This is a genomic window from Nonomuraea glycinis, assembly GCF_014646515.1.
Classification (GTDB): domain Bacteria; phylum Actinomycetota; class Actinomycetes; order Streptosporangiales; family Streptosporangiaceae; genus Nonomuraea; species Nonomuraea glycinis.
Genome location: NZ_BMNK01000006.1, coordinates 20,503 through 44,310, shown reverse-complemented (window position 1 = coordinate 44,310; position 23,808 = coordinate 20,503). Strand labels below are relative to the sequence as shown.

The 23,808-nt window shown below is 72.1% G+C and carries 24 protein-coding genes and 1 riboswitch; of the genes, 1 reads left to right on the top strand and 23 read right to left on the bottom strand.

Annotation, left to right across the window (positions count from 1 at the left end):
- Positions 1-18: 18 nt before the first annotated feature.
- The 8 genes from ribH to IEY87_RS18450 form a co-directional block, all read right to left on the bottom strand.
- Positions 19-486 carry a 6,7-dimethyl-8-ribityllumazine synthase gene (gene ribH / locus IEY87_RS18485; RefSeq protein WP_189139935.1) on the bottom strand — a complete coding sequence of 156 codons (468 nt, stop codon included), beginning with the start codon at positions 484-486 and terminating at the stop codon, positions 19-21.
- Complete coding sequence (locus IEY87_RS18480; RefSeq protein WP_308112969.1) at positions 483-1,700, bottom strand: bifunctional 3,4-dihydroxy-2-butanone-4-phosphate synthase/GTP cyclohydrolase II; 1,218 nt, start codon at positions 1,698-1,700, stop codon at positions 483-485. The genes ribH and IEY87_RS18480 overlap by 4 nt, the downstream gene beginning before the upstream one ends.
- Positions 1,697-2,362 (bottom strand): nicotinamide riboside transporter PnuC, encoded by a 666-nt coding sequence (gene pnuC / locus IEY87_RS18475; protein ID WP_189139934.1) that lies wholly within the window; start codon positions 2,360-2,362, stop codon positions 1,697-1,699. Before pnuC ends, IEY87_RS18480 begins: the two co-directional genes overlap by 4 nt.
- Entirely contained in the window at positions 2,359-2,949 is a 591-nt protein-coding gene (locus IEY87_RS18470; protein WP_189140299.1) for a riboflavin synthase, read from the bottom strand. The genes pnuC and IEY87_RS18470 overlap by 4 nt, the downstream gene beginning before the upstream one ends.
- The gene (gene ribD / locus IEY87_RS18465; RefSeq protein ID WP_225277456.1) at positions 2,949-4,097 is read right to left on the bottom strand and encodes a bifunctional diaminohydroxyphosphoribosylaminopyrimidine deaminase/5-amino-6-(5-phosphoribosylamino)uracil reductase RibD; all 1,149 of its coding nucleotides are present in this window, start codon (positions 4,095-4,097) and stop codon (positions 2,949-2,951) included. The genes IEY87_RS18470 and ribD overlap by 1 nt, the downstream gene beginning before the upstream one ends.
- 98 nt (positions 4,098-4,195) lie before the next feature.
- Positions 4,196-4,326, bottom strand: a riboswitch (FMN riboswitch).
- 89 nt (positions 4,327-4,415) lie between these two features.
- Positions 4,416-5,225 carry an oxygenase MpaB family protein gene (locus tag IEY87_RS18460; protein WP_189139933.1) on the bottom strand — a complete coding sequence of 270 codons (810 nt, stop codon included), beginning with the start codon at positions 5,223-5,225 and terminating at the stop codon, positions 4,416-4,418.
- A 94-nt stretch (positions 5,226-5,319) separates the two neighbouring features.
- A complete protein-coding gene (rpe, locus tag IEY87_RS18455; protein ID WP_189139932.1) occupies positions 5,320-5,979 on the bottom strand; it encodes a ribulose-phosphate 3-epimerase in 660 nt (219 codons plus the stop codon).
- A gap of 66 nt (positions 5,980-6,045) precedes the next feature.
- Positions 6,046-6,744: a TetR/AcrR family transcriptional regulator gene (locus IEY87_RS18450; RefSeq protein WP_189139931.1), complete on the bottom strand. Its 699-nt coding sequence runs from the start codon at positions 6,742-6,744 to the stop codon at positions 6,046-6,048.
- Positions 6,745-6,880: 136 nt separating this feature from the next.
- On the opposite strand from IEY87_RS18450, the gene IEY87_RS18445 reads away from it, so the two are divergent.
- A complete protein-coding gene (locus IEY87_RS18445; RefSeq protein ID WP_189139930.1) occupies positions 6,881-7,402 on the top strand; it encodes a hypothetical protein in 522 nt (173 codons plus the stop codon).
- Positions 7,403-7,428: 26 nt separating this feature from the next.
- Here the strand turns inward: IEY87_RS18445 and IEY87_RS18440 are convergent, their stop codons facing one another.
- The 15 genes from IEY87_RS18440 to IEY87_RS18370 all read right to left on the bottom strand — a co-directional run bounded on the left by IEY87_RS18440 (position 7,429) and on the right by IEY87_RS18370 (position 23,806).
- Positions 7,429-8,937 (bottom strand): RsmB/NOP family class I SAM-dependent RNA methyltransferase, encoded by a 1,509-nt coding sequence (locus tag IEY87_RS18440; RefSeq protein WP_189139929.1) that lies wholly within the window; start codon positions 8,935-8,937, stop codon positions 7,429-7,431.
- A gap of 98 nt (positions 8,938-9,035) precedes the next feature.
- Positions 9,036-9,965, bottom strand: a complete 930-nt coding sequence (gene fmt / locus IEY87_RS18435; protein ID WP_189139928.1) for a methionyl-tRNA formyltransferase — start codon at positions 9,963-9,965, stop codon at positions 9,036-9,038.
- A gap of 1 nt (position 9,966) precedes the next feature.
- On the bottom strand, positions 9,967-10,515 hold the full coding sequence (def, locus tag IEY87_RS18430; RefSeq protein ID WP_189139927.1) for a peptide deformylase: 549 nt from the start codon (positions 10,513-10,515) through the stop codon (positions 9,967-9,969).
- 25 nt (positions 10,516-10,540) lie between these two features.
- On the bottom strand, positions 10,541-11,872 hold the full coding sequence (locus tag IEY87_RS18425; protein ID WP_189139926.1) for a hypothetical protein: 1,332 nt from the start codon (positions 11,870-11,872) through the stop codon (positions 10,541-10,543).
- 37 nt (positions 11,873-11,909) lie between these two features.
- A complete protein-coding gene (locus IEY87_RS18420) occupies positions 11,910-13,412 on the bottom strand; it encodes a hypothetical protein (protein ID WP_189139925.1) in 1,503 nt (500 codons plus the stop codon).
- A 49-nt stretch (positions 13,413-13,461) separates the two neighbouring features.
- Entirely contained in the window at positions 13,462-15,945 is a 2,484-nt protein-coding gene (locus IEY87_RS18415) for a primosomal protein N' (protein ID WP_189140296.1), read from the bottom strand.
- Positions 15,946-16,220: 275 nt separating this feature from the next.
- Positions 16,221-17,408 carry a methionine adenosyltransferase gene (gene metK / locus IEY87_RS18410; RefSeq protein WP_189139924.1) on the bottom strand — a complete coding sequence of 396 codons (1,188 nt, stop codon included), beginning with the start codon at positions 17,406-17,408 and terminating at the stop codon, positions 16,221-16,223.
- A gap of 131 nt (positions 17,409-17,539) precedes the next feature.
- Positions 17,540-17,908: a hypothetical protein gene (locus IEY87_RS18405; RefSeq protein ID WP_189139923.1), complete on the bottom strand. Its 369-nt coding sequence runs from the start codon at positions 17,906-17,908 to the stop codon at positions 17,540-17,542.
- Between the two features lie 141 nt (positions 17,909-18,049).
- Positions 18,050-19,249 (bottom strand): bifunctional phosphopantothenoylcysteine decarboxylase/phosphopantothenate--cysteine ligase CoaBC, encoded by a 1,200-nt coding sequence (gene coaBC / locus IEY87_RS18400; protein WP_189139922.1) that lies wholly within the window; start codon positions 19,247-19,249, stop codon positions 18,050-18,052.
- 8 nt (positions 19,250-19,257) lie between these two features.
- On the bottom strand, positions 19,258-19,527 hold the full coding sequence (rpoZ, locus tag IEY87_RS18395) for a DNA-directed RNA polymerase subunit omega (protein WP_189139921.1): 270 nt from the start codon (positions 19,525-19,527) through the stop codon (positions 19,258-19,260).
- Positions 19,528-19,532: 5 nt separating this feature from the next.
- Positions 19,533-20,144, bottom strand: coding sequence for a guanylate kinase (gene gmk, locus IEY87_RS18390; protein ID WP_189139920.1), 612 nt, complete (start codon positions 20,142-20,144; stop codon positions 19,533-19,535).
- A gap of 100 nt (positions 20,145-20,244) precedes the next feature.
- Positions 20,245-20,568: an integration host factor, actinobacterial type gene (gene mihF, locus IEY87_RS18385; RefSeq protein WP_189139919.1), complete on the bottom strand. Its 324-nt coding sequence runs from the start codon at positions 20,566-20,568 to the stop codon at positions 20,245-20,247.
- A 686-nt stretch (positions 20,569-21,254) separates the two neighbouring features.
- Positions 21,255-21,950 (bottom strand): orotidine-5'-phosphate decarboxylase, encoded by a 696-nt coding sequence (pyrF, locus tag IEY87_RS18380; RefSeq protein WP_189139918.1) that lies wholly within the window; start codon positions 21,948-21,950, stop codon positions 21,255-21,257.
- Positions 21,947-22,924, bottom strand: coding sequence for a dihydroorotate dehydrogenase (locus IEY87_RS18375; protein ID WP_189139917.1), 978 nt, complete (start codon positions 22,922-22,924; stop codon positions 21,947-21,949). The genes pyrF and IEY87_RS18375 overlap by 4 nt, the downstream gene beginning before the upstream one ends.
- Positions 22,925-22,939: 15 nt before the next feature.
- Entirely contained in the window at positions 22,940-23,806 is an 867-nt protein-coding gene (locus tag IEY87_RS18370) for a dihydroorotate dehydrogenase electron transfer subunit (RefSeq protein ID WP_189140295.1), read from the bottom strand.
- Positions 23,807-23,808 lie beyond the last annotated feature (2 nt).

Genomic DNA, 23,808 nt, shown 5'->3' with positions numbered 1-23,808 from the left:
ACCGAAATTTACCGCAGGTCAGTGGAGGGTCCGCAGGAGGATGGCGGTCTCCAGTGCGGCGATCGCCGACTCGTACCCCTTGTCCTCCTTGCTTCCCGGCACCCCGGAGCGCTCGATCGCCTGGTCGAGCGTCTCGCAGGTGAGCACGCCGTTGCCGACGGGGGTCCGCTCGTCGAGCGAGATCCGGGTCAGCCCGGCCGTGACCGAGTCGCAGACATAGTCGAAGTGGGCCGTGTCACCGCGGATGACCGCGCCGAGCGCCACCACCGCGTCGCAGCGGCGGGCCAGCGCCTGCGCGACCACCGGGATCTCCAGTGAGCCGGGCACCCGGACGACGGTGGCGGTGGCGCCCGCGTCGTCACACGCCTGGACCGCCCGTGCCACGAGCTGGTCGGTGATGTCGGCGTGCCAGCTGGCCGCCACCACGCCGACCGTCAGCCCCTTCGCGTCCGGCGCGACCGCGCCCGGTCGTCCCTCGCCGCTCATGATGCCTCCGAGATGTCGTGGCCGAGGCGGTCGCGCTTGGCCTCCAGGTAGCGCTCGTTGTAGGGGTTCATGGCGACCGGCATGGGCTCGCGGCCGAGGACCTTGATGCCGTAGCCGTCCATGCCCTTGAGCTTGGCCGGGTTGTTGGTGAGCAGCCGCACCGACTTGACGCCGAGGTCGGCGAGGATCTGCCCGGCGTTGGAGAACTCCCGGGCGTCGATCGGCAGCCCCAGCTCGACGTTGGCGTCGACGGTGTCGATGCCGCCGTCCTGCAGGCCGTACGCCCGCAGCTTGGCGAGCAGGCCGATGCCCCGGCCCTCGTGCCCGCGCAGGTAGACGATCACGCCGCGGCCCTCCTCGGCGATGACCGACATGGCGTGCTCGAGTTGCACGCCGCAGTCGCAGCGCAGCGAGCCGAACACGTCGCCGGTCAGGCACTCGGAGTGGGCGCGGACCAGCACGTTCTCGCCGTTGTCGAGGTCGCCGTAGACGAGCGCGAGGTGCTCGCCGCCGTCGAGCGCGCTGGCGTAGCCGTACGCCCGCCACATGCCGTGCACGTTGGGCAGGATGGTCTCGGCGACCCTGGTGACCATGCTCTCGGTCCTGCGCCGGTGGTCGACGAGCTGCTCGATGGAGACGAGCGCCAGGTCGTGCTCGTCGGCGAAGGCGCGCAGCTCCGGGAGCCTGGCCATGGTGCCGTCGTCGTTGACGACCTCGGCGAGCACGCCGGCGGGGGTCAGGCCGGCGAGCCTGGCCAGGTCCACCGCCGCCTCGGTGTGGCCGCGCCGGGCCAGCACGCCGCCGACGTGGTAGCGCAGCGGGAAGATGTGGCCGGGCCGGACGAGCTCGTTCGGCTCGGTGGCGGAGTCGGTCAGCGCGCGGATGGTCCGCGCGCGGTCCGCGGCGGAGATGCCGGTGGTGACGCCGTCGCGGGCGTCCACACTGATCGTGTACGCGGTCCGCAGCCGCTCCTTGTTGTGGAAGACCATCAGGGGCAGGCCGAGCCGGTCCAGCTCCGGGCCCTCCATCGGCACGCAGATCACGCCGCTGGTGTGCCTGATCGTGAACGCCAGCAGCTCGGGCGTGGCCTTGGAGGCGGCGAAGATGATGTCGCCCTCGTTCTCCCGGTTCTCGTCGTCGACGACCACGACGGCCTTGCCCGCGCGGATGTCGTCGATGGCCCGCTCGATCGGGTCGAGGATGATGTCGCTCACGATGCCACCGCCACGTGCCCCTGACCGGCCGCGCCCTGGTATTCGCGCAGCCATTTGACGAACCCGACCAGGACGAGCACGAAGAACAACCCGTAGACGGCGCCGGAGACGACCAGCCCGGAGCTGAACGCGAGCGGCACCCCGACGAGGTCGACGGCCACCCAGACGATCCAGAAGTCGACCAGTGCCTTGCCCTGCGCCCAGGTGGCGACGGCGCTGCCGACGAAGATGTAGGCGTCGGCGGCCACCAGGAACGCGCCCTTGGGCAGCGGCTCGTGCGCCCCCCACGACAGGCCGGTGGCGTAGAAGAACAGCCCGACCAGGACCGTTCCGACGAGCATGACCGAGACCAGCAGCAGCCGCTCCCGCCCGGTGGCGGGCCTGACGGCGAGCTCCTTGCCACCCTGCGTGCCGCGACGCCAGGCCCAGAAGCCGTAGATGGCCAGGCCCGCGAAGAGCACCTGCTTGAGCGCGTTGCCGGTGATGCCGGCGTTGACCGAGGCGATGAACAGCAGCACCGAGGCCGTGAACTGCACCGGCCAGGTCCACATCGACTTGCGCATGGCGAACAGGACCGTGGCCAGGGCGGCGATGTTGCCGACCAGGTCCGTCCAGAGCACGTGTGTGCCGAACACCTCGAATCCGGCGTTGGCCCAGTTCACTGCCCGACCACCAGCCTTTCCACATACTTCGCGATCACGTCGACCTCGATGTTCACCAGGTCGTCCACCTGGCGCTCGCCCATGGTGGTCAGTTTCAGCGTGGTGGGGATGAGGCTCACGCCGAAGCTGCCATCGTCAACAGTCGTCACGGTGAGGCTGATTCCGTCGATGGCGATCGAACCCTTGCCGGCCACGTAACGGCTCAGCTCCGCCGGCAGGGAGAAGCGCAGGTTGTCCCAGTTGTCGCCGGGTTCCCTGGACAGCAGCACGGCGGTGCCGTCCACGTGGCCCTGAACGATGTGGCCGCCGAGGCGCTGGTCCGCCCGTACGGCACGTTCCAGGTTGACGGCGGAGCCCTCGGTCAGGGCGCCGAGTGAGCTGCGGTCGAGCGACTCCTTGATCACGTCGACGGTGAACACGTCGCCGTGCACCTCCACGACCGTGAGGCAGACGCCGTTGACGGCGATCGAGTCGCCGTGCCGCGCGTCCGAGGTGACGATCGGGCCGCGCACGGACAGCCTGGCCGAGTCGCCGGCCGGCTCGACGGCCACGACCTCGCCCTTCTCCTCGATGATTCCGGTGAACATCATTTCTCCCTGCTGTGTGGTGGGGGCACGGGCCGTGCGGTGAGCCGCACATCCGGCCCGATGAGGGAAACCTCGTCGAAGATCAGTCGGTGCGCCTGGCCGATGCCGCGTACCCCGGCCTCGCCCAGCGCGGCGGGCCCGGCGCCGAGGAGGGCGGGCGCGACGTAGGCGATGACGCGGTCGACGAGCCCGTCCCGGACGAAGGCGCCCGCGAGCGTGGGGCCTCCCTCCAGGAACACGCTGACGACCTCGCGCGCGGCCAGCTCCTTGAGCAGGGCGTGCAGGTCCAGGCCGCCGCCGTCGTGGCGGGGCAGCCGCACATGGTCGGCGTCCAGGCCGGTGGCGGTGGCGTCCTCGGCGATGGCGACCAGCGTGGGGGCCGCGCCGTCCAGGACCTTGGCGTACGGCGGGATCCTGGCATCGGTGTCGACCACCACCCGGAGCGGCCGGGCGGGGCGGACGGTCGGGCGGGGATCGTCGGCCGGCACGGGGCCGGCGGTCAGGCTAGGGTCGTCGGCCGGCGCGGGGCGGGCGGTCAGGTGGGGGTCGTCGGCCAGCACGGTGCCGATCCCGGCCACGATGGCGTCGCAGCGGGCGCGCAGGCGGTGGACGTCGGCCCTGGCCTCGGCGGAAGTGATCCACCGGCTGGTGCCGTCGGCGGCGGCGGACCTGCCGTCGATGGTGGCGGCGAGCTTCCAGGTGACGTGCGGCCGGCCGAGGCGGGCGTAGGTGAGCCATTCGGCGTTGACCCGCTCGGCCTGCTCGGCGAGCGGTCCGGACGTCACGGTCACGCCGCCCGCGCGCAGCCGCGCGGCTCCCCCGGCCGCCTTGGGCGTGGGGTCGGGCACCGCGATCACCACCCGGGTGACGCCCGCGTCGAGCAGCGCCCGGCTGCAGGGGCCGGTCCTGCCGGTGTGGTCGCAGGGCTCCAGGGTCACGTACGCGGTCCCGCCGCGGGCACGCTCGCCGGCTTCGCGCAGGGCGACGATCTCGGCGTGCGGGCCGCCCGCGTAGGCGTGGAAGCCCTCGCCCACGACCTCGCCACCGGCGTCGAGCAGCACGCAGCCGACGACCGGATTGGGGCTGGTGCCGCCGTGTCCGCGCGCGGCCAGTTCGATGGCGCGCGCCATGTGCGCGGTGTCCTGCACCCCGGGCCTCCTACGCCTGTAGCTCTCAGCCACGGCGGGCCCCGGGGGGATGTGGTGCGCGAACGCATCACAGTGGCGCCCGGCTTGATGCCGGACACCCGCGCGCTTCCTCCCATCCGGACTTTAACCGTCGGTCCCGGAATTTCACCGAGTCAACCGGCCGATGGCATCGGCCGGGTCGCGGACTGTCACCGCCGGTTCGGACTTTCACCGACCCCGGAGCACGCTAGCTCTTTCGTTCTCACAGTGTGCCATGCGCATGCAAACGCATGCGACCGCCCTCACTTTATCAACCAAGCGTCCGATAAGACCAGCCGCTCAGGCCGCCATGAGCCGCCGGGCCCGGCGGGCGTCCGGGGCGTAGCGCACGCCCGCGGGAACGAAGTGGAGGCCGGTGTGCAGGGCGCGCAGCGTGGCCGTCGCCCACAGGTCCCCGACCGGTGTGGCGGGCAGGCCGTACATCCTTCTGGCCCAGCGCGGCAGCGTGGCGAAGGCCAGCAGGGTGACGGCGGGGAGCGCCGGCTTGAGCGGGGTGAGCATGAGCGGCAGCGGCGCCTTGAGCGACAGCAGCAGCGGATGAGCCGCCTCCGGCACGAACCCGAGCCCGGGACGCTCTCCCTCGATGTAGTCGCGCATCTCGGCGACCGTGCCGGGCACGTCGGCCGGGTCCAGGCCCACCACCTCGGCGGCCCGCCGCCACTCGCCGACGAACGTGTCCGCGTCGTCGTCACTGAGCCGGACGCCCGCCCTGCGGGCCACCGACAGGTAGGAGTCCACCTCGCCCACGTGCACCCAGCGCAGGCCGTCGGGATCGTCCAGCCGGTAGCGCTCGCCGGTGTCGGGGTCGAGCCCGGTCAGCTTGGCGTGGATCCTGCGGACCCGGCGTCCCGCCTTCTCCACCTCAGGCCGCGTGCCGTACGTACGCACCCGGACGAACTCGGTGGTCCGCAGGAATCGGGACCAGGCCTCGGCGGGGTCCATGAGGGCGGAGTTCTGCAGGACGCCGCGCATCGTGCGCGGGTGCAGGCCCTGCATGAGCAGCGCCCGGAACCCACCGACCAGCAGGATCGGCTCCCCCATCACCCGCCACGTGACAGAGTCGGGGCCGAACAGCCCAAGGTCCTCCATAAGTAGATGGTTACCCAGGAATGCGGGGCTCTATGTCACGGTTCGCCGGAGTCAGGCGTGAGCCGTGCAGAGCCGACGGCCCCGTGGTGTCGGCTCAGGCCGCGCCCTCGGCCAGTGAGCGCAACGAAGCGACGGCCGCCTCGCGGTCGTCCGCGCCGTAGACCGCGCTGCCCGCCACGAACACGTCGGCGCCCGCCTCCGCGCAGCGCTCGATGGTGTCGGCGGACACGCCGCCGTCCACCTGCAGCCACACCTCGCCGCCGTGCCGTTCGATGAGCCCGCGGGCCCGGCGGATCTTGGGCAGCACCATGTCCAGGAACTTCTGCCCGCCGAACCCCGGCTCCACCGTCATCAGCAGCAGCATGTCGATCTCACCGATCAGATCGTCGTACGGCTCCACGGCGGTCGCCGGGTTGAGTGCGAGCCCGGCCCTGGCGCCGAGCGAGCGGATCTCGCGCAGCGTGCGCACCGGCGCGGAGGACGCCTCGGCGTGGATGGTCACGCTGCCCGCGCCCACCTCGGCGTAGGCGGGGGCCCAGCGGTCGGGGTCGGTGATCATGAGGTGGCAGTCGATCGGCAGCGCGGCCGCCTTGAGCAGCGCCTCGACGATGGGCAGCCCCAGGGTCAGGTTGGGCACGAAGTGGTTGTCCATGACATCCACGTGCAGCCAGTCGGCGTTGGGCACCGCGGCGACCTCGTCGGCGAGCCGGGCGAAGTCGGCGGACAGGATGCTGGGCGAGATCTGTACGGCCATGATGCCCCGAGTCTAGTGAACGACCTCACCCTCTCCACACCGGACCCGCCTGCGCGCAGGGAGCGCTCAGCGCGCGTCCCGACCCACCCGGCGGGCGGCGAGCCGGGCTTCGAGGCCGTCGAGGATGGCGCGCAGACCGAACGCGAAGCTGTTGTCGGGCGCCGCCCCGTAGTCCGCGACTGGTGCCGCCTCGATCCTGGCGCGCAGCCGGGGGAACCGCATCGCGACCTCGGTCGCCCGCGCCATGGTGTCGCGGATCACCCCCTCCGCGTCGCCGCCGTCCCGGCTCAGCCGCCTGGTCAACGCGGCCGTGGCCGACTCCCCCAGGGCGTTGCCGAGCACGAACATGAAGACGGTCGCCGCCGCCTGGTCCGCCTCCGCACCGGCGAATCCGGCCGTCTCATAGACCGCGAGGCTGTGGTCGTCGTGGCGGGCCTTGGCAGGACCGTGGAACAGATGGGAGGCCAGCGCCTGCACCAGCCAGGGATGCCTGGTCAGCATCGCGTACAGGTCGGTGGCCATCGACGTGGCCGCGGCCCGCCAGCCGACCGCGGCGGGATCGGGCAGCTCGATCTCGTCCCACACCTGGTCACCGGCGAGCACGACGAGGTTGTCCTTGCTCTTGACGTGCCAGTAGACGGCCGTCGCCGCGGAGTCGAGCCGTTTGCCCAGGCTGCGCATGTTGAGACCTTCCAGCCCGTCCGCGTCCAGCAGCTCGATGGCGGTCTGGACGATCTGGTCGCGGGTCAGCGTGTCGCGCGGCATGCCCCCACGATAGGGCACCCGTGGCTGTGTTGCACAAAGTTCAAGTCGCTACTTGCACAATGTTCAAGTCAAGGCGTACGGTCCACTTGAACAAAGTGCAAGTTCTTGGAGACCGACCCACACCGAGGAGAACCCCATGCTCGTTCTGGCCGCAGTCCTGCAAGTGCTCATCGCCCTGGCCTTCGTCAGCATCCCGCTGGTGCGCCACCGCTACGGAAGCGACGCGAAGCGGAACGCGGAGGCGGAGCTCACCCGCCAGGGCGTGCCCGTCACCGTCCTGGCGGAGAACAAGCTGAGCTTCGACGCCGGCGGCCACGAGACGGCGGCCCCCGTCACGGTCGCGGTCGTCATGACGATCCTGGCCGCGCTCAATCTGCTCGGCGAGCCGTGGGGTCAGGTCCTGACCTGGATCTTCCAGCCCATCGTGCTGCTCGGCAACGCGCTCATCCTCTACAGCCAGCTGACCGCCGTGCGGTCGGTCGAGTCGGCCTTCGCCCGCAAGGGCGACCCGACGCTCCAGCGCATCGATGTGACAGCTCTGCTCAAGGCCGCCGAGAGCGGCTTCCCCCGGTGGGTGCTGCCCACACTGCAGAACATCCGGCACACCGTGGTGTTCGCCGGCTCGGCCCTCGCCCTGACGGCGGCGATCATCGCCTGACGGCCCCCTGCGCTGTCGGACGGCGCCTACGCGGCGCCGTCACGCTTGCGCAGCAGCGCCAGGAACATCGCGTCGGTGCCGTGCCGGTGCGGCCAGAACTGAACGTACGGCCCCTCCCCCAGCCCGTCCACCTCGGGCAGATAGCGACGCGCGTCGAGCTGCTCCACATCGTCCCTGCGCCCGGCCACATCACCCACCACGACCCGAGTCTCGGCCAGATGCGGCGAACAGGTGACGTACGCGACCACCCCACCGGGACGCACGGCGTCGAGCGCCCCGTCGAGCAGCCGGCGCTGCAGCCTGCCCAGCTCCGCGATGCTCGACGGATCCCGCCGCCAACGCGCCTCGGGCCGCCGGCGCAGCGCCCCCAGCCCGGTGCAGGGCGCGTCGAGCATCACCCGGTCGAACACCCCCGGCCGCCACGCGGGCTCCGTGCCGTCGGCGGCGATCACGGCGGCCTCTCTGGTGGTCTGCCAGACCAGCCGCGCCCGGTGATACTGGACATCGCCGGCCAGCAGCCGGGCGCCACCCGGGAACGCCTCAGGGCCCGCCTCGCGCCGCTGCCCGGCCCGCGCCTCGACGTCGTCCGGCGTCCCGGACCCGGCGAGCCCTTCGAGGTCGCCGTAGGCGGCGATGGCGTCCAGCAGCCCCGCCTTGCCGCCCGGCCCCGCGCACAGGTCCAGCCAGAGCTCGTCCTGCCCGTCGAGCGGCACGAGCGGCACCCTGGTCAGCGCGAGCGCCACGAGCTGGCTGGCCTCGTCCTGCACGGCGGCGCGCGTCTCGGCGATGGCCCGGATCTGCCCCGGGTCCCCCTCCTGCAGATAGGCGGCGTACGGCGAGTAGCGGCCCGGCTCCGCGCCGCTCTCCGCGAGCTCCTCGACCGAGCTGCGCCCCGGCCGCGCCACCAGCGTCACCAGGGGCCGCTCGTTGTCCGCCGCCAGCAGGTCGGCCGTCTCACCGGCGGCGCCACCGAGCGCGTCACGGAAGGCGCTGACGATCCACCGGGGATGGCTGTGCGTCACCGCCAGATGCCCCGCGGGGTCGTGGGCGGCGTCGGGCGCCACGATCGGCAGCCACTCGTCGATCGTCCTGGAAGCGATCTTGCGCAGGACGGCGTTGACGAACTTGGCCGCTCCCGCCCCGATGCGCAGCCGTACCAGATCCACGGTGGTGCCGACCGCCGCGTGCGGCGGGACGCGCATCTGGAGCAGCTGATGGGCGCCCAGCCGCAGCGCGTCGCGCACGGCGGGATCGGGCGCGCGGTCGCTGCACATCTCGATGATCGCGTCATAGGTGCCGAGCCCGCGCAGCGTCCCGTAGGCCAGCTCCGTCGCGAGCGCCGCGTCCCGCCCCTTGATGCCGCGCTCACGCAGGAGGCGAGGCATGAGCAGGTTGGCGTAGGCGTCACGCTCGTCGACGGCGCGCATGACGTCGAAGGCCGCGTTCCGCGGCTGGTCGCGCGCGGGCCGGCGCGGCCTTCCCGGACGACTCGCGCCCCCGCCTCCGGACGACGTCCGATCCCCCCGTGCCTTCATTACCTCCGACTTTCTACGCTTCGGCTTGCTCTACGTGCACGGGCACATCTCTGCCCCGCGCCCGCTTCCGTGAGCTTCGGCTCGATCCGCGGCGCCGCTCACGTGAACTTCTCTTCGCTCCCGGCGCGCATGCCCCGGGCCCACTCGACGGCGTTCATCAACCGCTTGCCCTGCGGCTGGACCTCGCCCAGCTCCACCGGCTCGGTGGCGGTGCCGACCAGCACGCCGTGCTTGCCCGCGGCGATCTCGCCGGGGGCGAGCCGCTGCGGCGAGGCCGCGATCCGCACCGGCCCGAGCTTCACCCGTTGCCCCCGGAACTCACTCCAGGCGCCCGGAGTGGGCGTGCACGCGCGGATGAGCCGGTCGACGCGCATGGCGGGACTGCTCCAGTCGACGCGGGCGTCCGTGACGTTGATCTTGGGTGCGAGGCTCACCCCGTCGGCCGGCTGCGGCCGGGCCTGCAGGGTGCCGTCCTCGACGCCGTCGAGCGTGGCGGCGAGGAGCCCGGCGCCGGAGATCGACAGCCGGTCGAGGAGCGAGCCGCTGGTGTCGCCGGACCGGACCTCCTCGGTGACCACGCCGTAGACGGGCCCCGCGTCGAGCTCCTTGACGATCTGGAACGTGCTGGCGCCGGTGATCTCGTCCCCGTGCAGGACGGCGTGCTGCACGGGGGCGGCGCCGCGCCAGGCGGGCAGGATCGAGAAGTGCAGGTTGATCCACCCGTGGCGGGGCACGTCGAGCGCCGACTGGGGCAGCAGCGCGCCGTAGGCGACGACGGGGCAGCAGTCGGGCTCCAGAGCGCGCAGCCGCTCCAGGAACGCCGGATCACCGGCCTTGGCCGGGCGGAGCACCTCGATGCCCGTCTCCTCGGCCAGCTCCGCCACCGGTGAGGGGTGCACCTTGCGCCCCCGGCCGGACTGGGCGTCGGGCCGGGTGACGACCGCGACGACCTCGTGGCGCGGCGAGTCGATCAGGGTGCGGAGCGACGGCAGTGCCGTCTCGGGCGTGCCCGCGAAGACCAGGCGCATCTCACAGTGCCTTTCCGCCGGTGCTGTGCGGGGAGAACCTGACCTGGGGAGCGTCCATGCCGCTCCACTCGGCCTCCCGGATGGCCTTCATCGCGAGCTTGCGCTGCTTGATGTCCATCCGGTCGATGAACAGGATGCCGTCGAGATGGTCGGTCTCATGCTGGAAGCAGCGCGCCATCAGGTCGGTGCCCTCCAGCGTGACCGGCTCGCCGTGCACGTTGAGGCCCTTGGCGACGGCGCGGATGGCGCGCGGGGTCGGGAACGACAGCCCGGGGAACGACAGGCAGCCCTCCTCGCCCTCTTCGTCGAGCTCCTCGGACAGGTCGAGATCGGGGTTGATGAGATGGCCGAGCTGGTCGTCGACGTAGTAGGTGAACACGCGCAGGCCGACCCCGATCTGCGGGGCCGCCAGGCCGGCGCCGGGGGCGTCCATCATCGTGTCGGTGAGGTCTTTGACCAGCTTGCGGAGCTCCTTGTCGAAGTCGACCACCGGAGCCGCCGGGGTGCGCAGCACCGGGTCTCCGAACAGTCGGATCGCCTGGATCGCCAAGGGGGTCACTCCGTTCGTAGGTGGATCAATCCAGTTTAGTGTGCGCAAGGGAGCGAACCTTCATCGCCGCTTTGCGGGCGGCCTTCACGACGGCCTGGTCGTCGTGGGCGCCGGCGATCATGTCGAGCACGGCGATCGTGTCGGGGTGGCCGACCGCCGGCATCTCGGCGATGAGCTTGATGAGCTCCTCGCCGGGCTCGGGAGTGTCGAGCCGGCCCGCGGCGTGCCCCGACAGGTGCATCAGCGCCGCGAGCGAGTCGACGGCGATCCAGGTGTGGTCCCGCGGGCTGAGCGTGGGGGCCTCGAGGTCGCGGATGTGCAGCCAGGAGGCGGCGTAGCGGCGCATGAGCGGCCGGTCCAGCGCCTCGCGCACGGGCACCTCGGCCTCTGGGCCGAGCTCCTCCAGGATCGCGCCCACGGCGCCGCGCCGGCCCGCCGTGCCGTCGGCGGCGATGGCGATCAGGTCCCTGGCGGCCTCTTCCGGCGGACGGCGCTCCAGCCATCCGGCGACCGCGCTCTGCGTGGCGGAGCCTTTCACCAGGGCCTCGACGAGCTCGGTCGCGGACAAATCGGCGAAGACCTCGACCTCGGCGGTGGTGGGCGCGTCGTGGCCCTCGCGCAGCAGGTCCCGCCTGATGGCCCAGACGCCGAGCGGGGTGAGCGCGGTGCGGCCGGCGGCGGTCTGCTCGACCAGGCCGCAGTAGGCCAGCAGCGCCAGCGCCTCCAGCAGCTCGGCGGGCAGTGCCGCGGCGAGTCTGCGCATCTCCACCTGCCCGGGAGCGCAGGCCACCTCGTGGGACTGCAGGATGCCCCGGGCCAGGTTGGCGATCGCGACGCCGGACCGTACGGAATAGATCGTCGCGAGCATCTCGGCCAGGTGCCCGTCGACCACGACCGAGCCGGTCAGCCCCTCGTCGGCGCGGTCGAGCACATCCATGACCACGCCGTCCCAGAACTCCAGGGTGGCCTCGACCGTGAGCCGGGCGGGCAGCGGTCCTTTGGTGGCCTGGCCGCGGAGGATCTGGAGCATGCCGGTGTTGACGGCCACGATCCACAGCAGGCGCAGCCGCGAGGCGTCCAGGCCGAGCTCGCTCACCGCGGCTCGCGCGGCGGCCTCCGGGAGCATTCCCTCGGCGGTCACCTGGCGGGTGCCGGTCCAGGCGGCGAGCCGGACGGCGTCGGCGACCAGCGGCACCGCGGGGATCGTCCGGGCCAGCTCGGCGTCCTCGGCGAGGGCGACGGGCGGGAAGGTGAGCGCCTCCTGCTCGACCGGGGTCTCCTCAGGCCGGGGAGGCACGACGGCCTGCTCATCGATCAGCTTGCGCAGCTCGGCGAGGTCGAAGACATTGTTTGCCACCTACGAAACTTACTGCACAGCCGTCACAGAGGCGTACTCATCGGATGCCTCGGGAGCGTGCTTTGAAGGCCGCCTTGCGGGCCGCCTTGGCCGCCGTGCCGTCGGGCAGCGAGCGTCCGAGCAGCTCCAGGACCTCGACGAGGTCGGGGTGGTCCACCCGCCACATCTCCTCGATCAGATGGGCGGGCGGGCCGGAGGCGGACATGTTCTCGGCGAACACGTCGGGGTCGTCCTCGGCCGCCGGCATCGCCAGCGCGAGCATGTCGACGCTGACCCACATCAGCTCCTTCTCGCTGAGCGGCGGGGCGGACAGGCCTCTGGCGGCGAGCCAGTGAATGGCGTGCGGGCGCAGCTCCTCGTCGTCCAGGCAGGCCCGCACCTCGGGCTCGGCCTCGGCGCCCAGCCGGTCGACGATGGTGACGGCGATGCCGCGCGCGACGGCGGGCGCGCCCGAGGCCGCGGCCAGCAGCTCCGCTGCGGCCTCCCCGGCGGTCCTGACGGCGAGCCAGCGGCTGATGTCGTCCTCGGCCAGCTCGGTCGGGACACCGTCGAGCAGCCCTTCGATGAGCCCGCGCGCGTCGGTCTCGGCCAGGTCGGCGGCCTGGGGCGCGTCGAGGCCGAGCGCGAGGTAGTGCTCGCGCAGCGCCCAGACGGCCACCGGGGTCAGGCCGGCCGTGTCGCCGGTGACCCGGACCAGGCCGCACCAGGCCAGCCGGTCGAGCACGTCCTCCACGTCGATGCCGCCGTCGTCCACGAGCTGGGCCAGGTAGTCGCCGATCACCCCGATCGGCACCGGCACCTGGAGGCGGTAGAGCATGTCGAACAGGTCGTAGAGCTCGTCGTCCACCTCGGCCGAGCCGGTGACCTGGCCGCCGGTGTCACGGTCCACCAGATGCGCGACGATCGCCGCCCACCGGCGCAGTGGCTCACCGCCGCCGAGCAGCCGCAGCTCGCTGAGGAACGGCAGGCCGCCACGGTCCAGCTCGGCCAGGAGGGGCACGTCCCCCAGCCCCGCGACCAGCTCCTGCGGCGCGGCCAGCCGCACGGCGGGGCGCGGCGTGCAGCCGGGGCAGTCGCAGGGCGCGTCCTCCAGATCGGGCACCTCGCCGGAGGGGATCGCGATCGACTGCTCCAGCGACTCCGGCCCGATCGAGCTGAACAGGCTCTTGGCCATGCCGAAGTTGGCGGTGTCGGCCAGCGCCTCGGGCATCCTGGTCGCGATGTCGGCGAGCCTGTCGCGCATCCGCGAGGCCGTGCCCAGGGCGACCGTGCCGGAGTCCTGCAGATAGTCGACCAGCGTGTGCGCCGCGGCCACCGTCTCGGTGGCGCTCTCCGGGGGCGCGATGACCTTGCGGGGGTAGAGCGAGAGCAGCAACTCGTCGAAGGTGGCGGGGGTGAAGTCGCCGAGTTCGTTGACGTTCAGGTAGTCGCTGGCGTAGTCACAGAGCAGGCGGACCTCGTCGGCGTCCACCGAGACGTCCCGCGCGCGCCCCCAGGCGCGCAGGTCGTCGATGACCAGGTTGACCCATTCGATCGACACAGGGGCACGCTAACGGCTCCCTTACCGTTGAGCGAATCGGGGATAAGGTCTAAATCAGGTCGAGTGGGTCGACACACACCTTGACCACTTCTGGCGACTTTCTGGCCGCACGGACCCCGCTCGCCCCTTTGAGCGCGGCCGCCAATGCCGCCCCACCTCCGCGCGGCGTCCGGATCATGGCACGCTCCTGCCCCGCGTCGTCGACCGGCACCGGCCCGAGAACCTGCGCCTCCGCCGGCAGCCGCGTCTCCCCCAGCATCTGCCGAACCGCCGCCGCCGTCCCGGTCAGCGTGGCCATCCGCACCGCGGGCGGGAACCCCAGCTCCGCCCGATCGGCCAGCTCACGCTCGGCGTGCGTGACGGGATCCCACCGCAGCAGAGCCTGTACGGCGGGCAGCCCGGCATCGGCGAGCACCACCAACTCGCCTCCCGGCCTGACCAGGGCGGCGGCGTTCATCCAGCGGCGCACCGCCTCCTCACCGGACCTGAGGTCGGCCCGCCCGAGCAGCGCCCAGCCGTCGAGCAGCACCGCCGCCGCGTAACCGCCCTCGGCCACCGGCTCGGCCCCGGGCGTGGCGACGACGAGCGCCCTGCCCGCGGGCACGGTGGCCAGCACCCCGTCCCGCCCCGAGGTCCGTACCGGCACGGAGGGGAAGGCCCTGCCGAGCTCCTCGGCGGTACGGCGGGCCCCCACGACCACGGCCCGCAACCGGGGGCTGCCGCAGTGCCTGCACTTCCAGGCGGCGTCCACCCGGCCGCACCACCGGCAGTAGGGGGCGGCGTGACCGCCCCGGAGCGCGAGCGGACCATGACACAGCAGCTCCGGCCGGTGCTCGGCCGCCACCTGACGCACGTCCTCGTACGGCGCACCACTCCCACCGTGGGCCGCGCCGTGGGAAGGCCCACCCGCGCGGTAGCCCCCTCCCCCGCCGTTGGACCCGGTGCCGTCAGGCGGGGTGTCGTGGGACGGGATCCCGTTGGCCACCCCGGCGGTGCCGCTGGACGCGCCGCCCGTGTCGTCGGCGCCGTAGGACAGCTCGCCCTCCCGAGGGGGGTCCGCCGTGACCGGGCTCGTGCGGGTGGGGGGCTGCGCGCAGCGGGCGGGGGTACGGCAGTGCTGGCAGGCCAGCGCGGGCAGGTAACCCCGGCGGGGCACCTGGACCAGCACCGGGCCGTCGCCCAGCCCCTGACGCAGCGCCCGCCACGCCACGCTGGGCAGCCTGGCCGCACGCGCCGCCTGGTCCTTGGCCAGCTCGGCGTCCTCACCCGCCGGCCGTACGCGCGGCGCACGGCTCCTGATCGTCTGACGGGCCGCCACGATGGGCCTGGCCCAGCGGGAGGCGATGAGCTGGGTGGCCTCCGCGGTGCGCGCGTACCCGCCGATCAGCATGGCCGCGCCGGCCCGATGGGCTCTGATGCCGAGCACTTCGCGGGCGTGCGGGTAGGGGGCCAGCCGCTCGGCGTGCAGGTCGTCCCCGTCGTCCCAGATCGCCACCAGGCCGAGCTCGGCCACGGGCGCGAACATCGCGGCCCGCGTACCGGCGACGGCCCGCACCTGGCCTCTCAGGACGCTCAGCCACCGCCGGTAGCGCTCGGCCGGGCCGAGGTTCGCGGTGAGCGCGACGTGCCTCCCGCTGCCCAGCACCCGGGTCAGCTCCGCGTCGAGCAGCGCCACGTCCTTCCCGTCGGGCACGACGACCAGCGCCCCCCTGCCGCCGTCGAGCGTCGCCCGCACCGCCGCCGCCAGCGCCACCGCCCACCCCGTGCCGCCAGGCAGCGCCGACCACACCGCCCTGGGCGTCCTGCCGTTGCGCAACGCGTCAAGAAACGAAGCCCCCATCGGATAGTCCGCCCAAGCCGCGTCGTCCCCGCTCAATGGCCGCGCACCGGCCTCCTCGGCCGAGCTCCCCCGCCCGCCCCGCACCACACCTTGAGCTGTCAACGGCTCCGCGGCGACCTCCGCCGCCTTCCCGAGCGCGGCTTCGCGCCTGAGGCCCTCAGGCTCCCGCGCCGCGTCCGCCGGCGCGGGTGGCGGGCCTGAGGTCTCATCAAGGCCCTGTACGGCGGGCCGCCCCGCATCATCGGCGCCCTGCGGCTTCGCCGCCGGCGTAGGAACCCGTACCGGCGGTGAGTCGGTCGTCGGGCGGGGGGCCGACTCGGTTCTGGCGTGACGTGGCGGGACGGCCAGGCGCAGCACGTCGGCGAGGGTGCCCGCGTAGCGGTCCGCCACCGCCCTGGCCAGCTCGGCCACCTCGGGGGTGAGCACCCGCTCGGGCGACACGACCCGTTCGAGCGGGGTCAGCTTGCCGGTGTGGTCGCTGTGCGCCACCCGCTCCAGCACGAACCCGTCGACCAGCTTGCCCGCGAACCGCACCCGGACCCGGACCCCCGGCCCGGCGCTGTCCTGCATGGCAGCGGGCACGAGGTAGTCGAAGGGGCGGTCGAGGTGCGGCAGCGGGTTGTCCACCGCCACCCTGGCCACCGGCAGGTCGGCGGCCGGAACCACGGCCCCCTTGGTGTTCTTCGACGACATCGGGGGCCGCACCGCGTCAAGCGGCAGGAGTGCGTCGTCGGAGTGGGTCACGCATTACGTCTACCAGACCCGGAACCCGGAAACGCCCGCCCTGCCTGCCCGAACTCCGCCACCCGCCCCCACCGGCGCACGCCGACACGACCTCATCAGGCCAGCCGGTGAAGCCACAGACCCGGACGGGACGGTGCGGACGGCCCTGGCCCGGCCGCATATTCAGATCCGCATACTCAGATGCCGCATCCCCCGGGCGGAGATGCGGCATCTGTCAACTCATGTCACAGACCGGCGGCGGACCTCAGGGCCTCGGCGCGGTCCGTGGACTCCCAGGAGAAGCCCTCGCGGCCGAAGTGGCCGTAGGCGGCCGTCTCGGAGTAGATGGGCCGCAGCAGGTCAAGGTCGCGGATGATCGCGGCCGGGCGCAGGTCGAAGACCTGGAGGACGGCGGCCTGGATCTTCTCCACCGTCACCTTCTCGGTGCTGAAGCACTCGACGAACAGCCCGACCGGCTGCGCCTTGCCGATGGCGTAGGCGACCTGGACCTCGCAGCGGTCGGCGAGACCGGCCGCCACGACGTTCTTGGCCACCCAGCGCATGGCGTAGGCCGCCGAGCGGTCGACCTTGGACGGGTCCTTGCCGGAGAAGGCGCCGCCACCGTGGCGGGCCATGCCGCCGTAGGTGTCAATGATGATCTTGCGGCCGGTGAGGCCGGCGTCGCCCATCGGGCCGCCGATCTCGAAGCGACCGGTCGGGTTGACCAGCAGGCGGTAGCCCTCGGTCGCGATGTCGAGGCCCGCGAGCACGGGGTCGACCACGTGCTCCTTGATGTCGGGCGTCAGCATCTCCTTGAGGTCGATCTCCGCCGCGTGCTGCGTGGAGACGACCACGGTGTCGAGGCGGACCGGGCGGTCACCGTCGTACTCGATGGTGACCTGGGTCTTGCCGTCGGGCCGCAGGTAGGGGACCGTGCCGGACTTGCGCACCTCGGACAGGCGCTGGGCCAGCCGGTGCGCGAGCATGATCGGCAGCGGCATCAGCTCGGGCGTCTCGCGGCACGCGTAGCCGAACATCAGGCCCTGGTCGCCGGCGCCCTGGCGGTCGAGCTCGTCGACGTCGCCGCCGACCCGGTGCTCGTAAGCGTCGTCGACGCCCTGGGCGATGTCGGGCGACTGCGCCCCGATGGACACCGACACGCCGCACGAGGCGCCGTCGAAGCCCTTGTGGGAGGCGTCGTAACCGATCTCCAGGATCTTCTCCCGGATAACGCCGGGGAGGTCGACGTAGGTCTCGGTCGTGACCTCGCCTGCGACATGGACCTGGCCGGTAGTGATCATCGTCTCGACGGCGACCCGGCTCGTGGGGTCGTCCTTGAGCATGGCGTCGAGAATCGCGTCACTGATCTGGTCGGCGATCTTGTCCGGGTGGCCCTCTGTGACCGACTCGGAGGTGAACAGGCGACGTGACAACTCAGTGGCTCCTCATGCAGCGGCTGCTGACGGATTTAGGGCTCACGGCGAACAGAAGGCACGCCAGAGCCTCGCCGAAGTCTAGCCCTACCAGGTGCCACGGCGCGAAACCGGCCGCGATTCGACACGCGTCACAGGTGAGGCAGCGGATCGAGAGGCAGCGTCTCCGGCGCGAACACCTCCGCGTCGGCGGCGGCCACCACGGCGGCGTACTCGTCGTCGAACTCGAACACCATGCTCCCCAGCTCGATGACCGGCCCGGGGGCCTGCATGATGGGCCCGAGCCTGGTCTGCCGCGGGAAGCTCGCGTGCACCGACACCGGCCGGTCGCTCCTGAGCATTCTGGTGGCGAGCACCGAGACGGCCGTGTCCGTGACCACGATCAGGAAGTTGGCGGCCCCCGGCGGCCCGATGGACAGCACGGGGAAGACATAGCGGATCGCTCCCTGATGGCCGAGCACCGTCCTGCACCGGTCCCGGACAGCAGCGCTCACTGGCATCCCGCACCCCTTTGCCCCAAGTATCCGTAGGCGTAGGGATATGCCGCAACAGCTGATCCGGTAATCCGACTCCCTGGTTACGCTCCTGTACACCCACCAACAATCCGGGCATACATCGCGGTGTACGGCCGGGCGGGCGCCTCAGCTCAGGCGGGCGGCGACCGCGTCCCAGACGGCGTCGGCCACGTCCTCCTTGGGCCCCCGGGGCACCTCGATCGGCTCGCCGCCCGCGACGAGCACGGTGGCGGCGTTGTCCGGGGTGCCGAAGGCGAGGTGCTCGCCGACCTCGTTGACCACGAGCAGGTCGCATCCCTTGCGGGCGAGCTTGGCTTGGCCGTTGGCGAGCACGTCGTGGGTCTCGGCCGCGAATCCGACGATCACCTTCGGGGACGTGCCCGGCACGGCGGCCCTGCGCCGCTCCCCCAGCTCCGCCAGGATGTCGGGGTTCTTCGTCAGGTGGATGGGCTCGGGCTCGCCGTCCGTCTTCTTGATCTTCGCGTCGTGCCGGGCGGCGGGCCGGAAGTCGGCCACGGCGGCGGCCATGACCACCACGTCGGCGTGGCCGGAGGCGGCGAGCACCGCCTCCCGCAGCTCGGCCGTGGATTCGACGCGGACCACGGTGGCGCCCGCGGGATCGGGCAGTGCGACGTTGGCGGCGATCAGCGTCACCTCGGCGCCGCGGGCGGCGGCCGTGCGGGCCAGCGCGTAGCCCTGCAGGCCGGAGGAGCGGTTGCCGATGAAGCGGACCGGGTCGAGGGCCTCGCGGGTGCCGCCGGCGGAGACGACGACCTTCTGGCCGGCCAGGTCGAGGGACCGGCCGCGCAGCACGCGCAGGCAGATGCGGAAGATCTCGGTGGGGTCGGGCAGCCGCCCCGGTCCCGTGTCGGCCCCGGTGAGCCGGCCGACGGCCGGGTCGATCACCAGGGAGCCGCGCTCGCGCAGCGTCGCGACATTGGCGCGGGTGGCGGGGTGCTGCCACATCTCGGTGTGCATCGCGGGCGCGAACACCACCGGGCAGCGCGCGGTCAGCAGCGTGTTGGTGAGCAGGTCTCCGGCGAGCCCGTGGGCCGCCTTGGCCAGCAGGTCGGCCGTGGCCGGAGCCACCACGACGAGGTCGGCCGTCTGGCCGATCCGCACGTGCGGGACCTCGTGCACGTCGTCCCACACATCGGTCGCCACCGGGTTGCCCGACAGGGCGGCCCAGGTGGGCTCGCCCACGAAACGCAGGGCCTCACGGGTCGGCACGACCCGCACCTGGTGGCCCGACTCGGTGAACAGGCGCAGCAGCTCACACGCCTTGTAGGCGGCGATACCGCCGCTGACACCCAGGACGACCTTCATCGACGAGGTCAGACCGCGCCTTCGATGGGCTCGGCGTTGAGCAGGCCCTCGGCGACCTCGCGCAGCGCGATGGACAGGGGCTTCTCCTGGGCGTGCGTCTCGACCAGCGGCCCGACATATTCCAGCAGGCCCTCGCCGAGCTGGGAGTAGTAGGCGTTGATCTGGCGGGCCCGCTTGGCACCCATGATCACCAAGGAGTATTTGCTGTCGACGATGTCGAGCAGCGCGTCGATCGGCGGGTTGGTGATCCCCTCAGCGGCCGGGGCGATTCCTGCCACGATTGTCAGACCTCTCGGTTGGTGGATGTCGTGACCCCCTGAGGGTCAGTCATCAAGGCTATCAGCCGGCGGCACACGTCTTTGACATCCGTGTTCACCAGCGTGAGGTCGAACTCATGCTCGGCCGCCATCTCGACCCGCCCGGCCGCCAGCCGCCTGGCGATGACGTCCTCCGGCTCGGTCCCCCGGCCGCGCAGCCGTTTCTCCAGCTCTTCCCAGCTGGGCGGAGCCAGGAACACCAGCAGCGCCTCCGGCATGCTGCGCCGGACCTGCCTGGCGCCCTCGAGATCGATCTCCAGCAGGGTCGGCACGCCGGCCGCGAGCTTGTCGAGCACGGCCTGCCGGGGTGTGCCGTAGCGGTTGCCCGCGAACTCGGCCCACTCGAGCAGCTCGCCCCGCTCCACGAGCCGGTCGAACCCCTCGCCGTCGACGAAGAAGTAGTGCACCCCGTGCACCTCACCGGGCCGGGGCCTTCTGGTGGTCACCGAGACCGACAGCCACACCGCGGGGTGTGCCCGCCGGAGCTCGGCGACGACCGTGGACTTGCCGACGCCTGACGGCCCTGAGAGGACCGTCAGCCGCCTGTCACTCGAGGGGAGGAAGCCGCCGACTCGCATGCCCACTCCGACTGCCTCATGGGCCCTGACACTGCCGGACCGGGACCTGTCGGTCACTTCCTACCCCCCGTTGAACCCGCGTTTTCCTGTGGAACCGAGATTAGCTCTCGTTGCCACCGAACTCACGCTCGAGGGAGGCCCTCTGGTTCGTGCCGAGACCCCGCACGCGGCGGGACTCGGCGATGGCAAGACGCTCCATGAGTTGCTTGGCGCGAACCTTGCCCACGCCAGGGAGCGATTCCAACAGAGCCGACACCTTCATCTTGCCGATGACGTCGTCGGTCTGCCCATCCTTGAGCACCTCAGCCAGAGAAACCGCGCCATGCTTGAGCCGGTTCTTGACCTCGGCACGCTCTTTACGGGCCTTGGCAGCCTTCTCCAGGGCTGCGGCGCGCTGCTCAGGGGTCAAAGGAGGAAGAGCCACGCCGGGTCACCTCGAATTTCTGTCGATGTACTCGGACGGGAAGGGAAACTAGCTGGTCATCGGCACCTAAGCAACGTCAAGAGCAGTTTCTCTCACCACAAAGTCCACTTCATCGCTCTCCGTGACTGTAAAATCACTTTCAGCTGATCAAATCGCCCTCACTTCCCGCTTCTCGGGTGTGCGCGGCGCACCGCCGGAGGGCGCTACGATGATCATGTGAGGGCACGCGCCGCATGTCCGAAAGCAGGGCTGACCTGTGTCCGTAACCCGTCACGCCGCCACTGCGGCCGGGTTCGACACGTCCCGATAAACCCCCAAATGGGCGAATCGAGCACGCCCCAGCACCACCCCTTCGCGAACGGATCCGCCCCCTCCGGAGGCACCTGCCCGCGTACGGACCCAGCACCCCCGCAAGCACCCGCCGACGAACCCCACCCGACCCAAGACTTCTCAGGCGAACACCCTGACGGCACGACGGCGCCGGCCCCACGAACCGCCGCACGTCCGCGAACCACCGTAAAAACCGAAGCGCCGTAGAAACCGAACCACCGTAAAAACCGAAGCGCCGTAGAAACCGAACCACCGCCGTGAGATCACGTTTGCGACCTCACGGGTCAAGACCTCGATGGCCCGTACGACACATCACCCGCGCGGCCGAGAACCACCGCCGAGCGGCCCAGGAGCTGTCAGGGCTGGTTGCGGCGTAGTGAGGCCGCGATGGCCGCCGCGGCCGCGCCCGGGTCCGGAGAGCCCGTGATGGGCCGTCCGATCACCAGCAGGTCGGCCCCGTCGGCCAGCGCCTGCTCCGGGGTGGCCACCCGCGCCTGATCCTGGCTGTCGGCGCCGATGGGCCGTACGCCCGGGGTGATGAGCGTGATGCCCGTCCCCACCTCGGCCCGTACGGCGGACACCTCGTGCGGGGAGCAGACCAGGGCGGTGGCGCCGGCCTCGACGGACATGGCGGCCAGGCGGCGGACCGCCTCGCCGGCGGGCCCGGCCAGGCCGATGCGCCCGAGGTCCTCCTCGGCCAGGGACGTCAGCACGGTGACGGCGGCGATCTGGGTGTGCGGCGCGGCCTCCACGGCCGCCCTGATCATCGCCGGGCCGCCGGCGGCGTGCACGGTGAGGATGGCGGGCCGCAGGCGTGCGACGGCCTTGGCGGCGCCGGAGACGGTGTTGGGGATGTCGTGCAGCTTGAGGTCGAGGAAGACCTGGACGCCGCTGGCGCCGCGGACGGAGGCGATCACGTCCGGCCCGTAGCGCAGGTAGAGCTCCAGGCCCACCTTCACCGTGCTGACGTGCGGTGTCACCAGCCCGGCCCACCTGGCGGCGGTCTCCAGGTCGGGGGCGTCGAGGGCGACGGCGATGGGTGCGGGCGTCACGGGGTGCTCTCCTCGGTGTCGACGAGCAGGTGCCGAGGGGCGCTGCCCGGCGGGCGGTGGGCCAGGCCGACGGCGTCGGCGAGGCGGTGGAAGCCGCGGGCCTGCAGCAGGTCTTCGAGCTCTCGCTCGATGCGCAGGCACGCGTACGGGTCGTGGAACAGCGCGGTGCCGACGCCGACGGCGCAGGCGCCCGCCAGGATGAGCTGGAAGGCGTCCCTGCCGCTCATCACGCCGCCGATGCCGATGAGCGGCACGCCGGGCAGCGCGGCGTGCACCTGCCACACGCAGCGGACGGCGAGCGGCAGGATGGCGGGCCCGGACAGCCCGCCGGTCACGGCGGCGAGTGAGGGCCGCAGGGCCTCGGTGTCGATGGCCATGCCCAGCGGATTGTTGATCATGGACAGCGCGTCGGCCCCGGCGTCGACGCAGGCTCGGGCGACGGAGACGATGTCGGCCACGTCGGGGGCGAGCTTGGCGACGACGGGCACGTCGTAGCGCATGATGGAGCGTACGGAGGCGATCACCTCGGCGCCGGTGCTGCCCTCGCGGGCGAAGACCCGGCCCCGGTCCTCCATGTTGGGGCAGGACAGGTTCACCTCAAGGGCGGTGACGCCGGGCGCGTCGGCGAGCCGGCGGGCCAGCTCCGAGTATTCGGCGACGGTGCCGCCGCCGATGGACACGATGGTCTTGATGCCCCGCTGGGCGAGCCAGGGCAGCTCGCGTTCCAGGAAGGCGTCGATGCCGGGCCCTTGCAGGCCGACGGCGTTGAGCAGGCCGGAGGGCGTCTCGGCCATGCGGGGCGTGGGCCGTCCGGCGCGCGGCGCCATGGTGATGGACCGGGTGGTCAGCGCGCCCAGCCGGTGCAGGTCGAAGAACTGGGCCAGCTCACGCCCCGAGGCGGCGCATCCGGCGGCCGTGGTGACGGGGTTGGCCAGCTCCACATGCGCCAGGAATGTACGCATATCAACCGACATGGCCCTCACCACCGCTCAACTGGCATGGCGGGCACCGCCTCCCGGCGCGCCGAGGGCGTCGAACGGGATCGTTCCCACGTCCTCGAAGCGCACGCGCTCCCCCCGGAACACCGGCCCCTCGGCGCACGCCCTGACCATCCGGGTCGCGCCGTCGTCCCCGATGATCGGCAGCACACAGGTCATGCAGACCCCGATGCCGCAGGCCATCGACTCCTCCACCGCCACCTGCACCGGGATGTCGAACTCCATCGCCACCGCCGTGACCGAGCGCAGCGCCTCCATCGGGCCGCAGGCGTAGACGGCGTCGGCGCGGGTGTCGGCGATCACCGACGGCAGCGCGTCGGTGACCTTCCCCCGGACGCCGAGCGAGCCGTCCTCGGTGGTGAGCGTGGTGGTCTCGGCCATGCGGCGGGCCCGCATCGCGCCGAACACCCGGTCGGCGCTGGCCCCGCCGAGCACGAAGTCAACCCGGCAGCCGCGCTCCAGCAGCGCGTCGGCCAGCGGGAACAGCACCGCGGAGCCGTACTCGGAGCCGACGAGCACGCAGTGGACCGGGTCGCGCGGCAGCGGGAACGGCCGGCCGAGCGGCCCGACCAGGTCGAGCGTGTCGCGGGCACGACGCTCGGCGAGCCAGGCGGTGCCGGAGCCGCGCACGGTGAAGACGAGCTCCACCGTGCCGCCGTAGTCCGACTTGACGTCGTGGATCGACAGGGCGCGCCTGGTCACCATGGACGTCCGCGCGCCCCCGACCGCGACGGAGACGAAGTGGCCGGGACGGTAGCGCTCGGTGATGCCGGGCGCCACCACGGTCAGCGCATGGTACGCGTCGACCCGGCGCGTCGTCAGCACCGTGCCCGTCACCTGCACCGGAGTGCCGGCCAGTC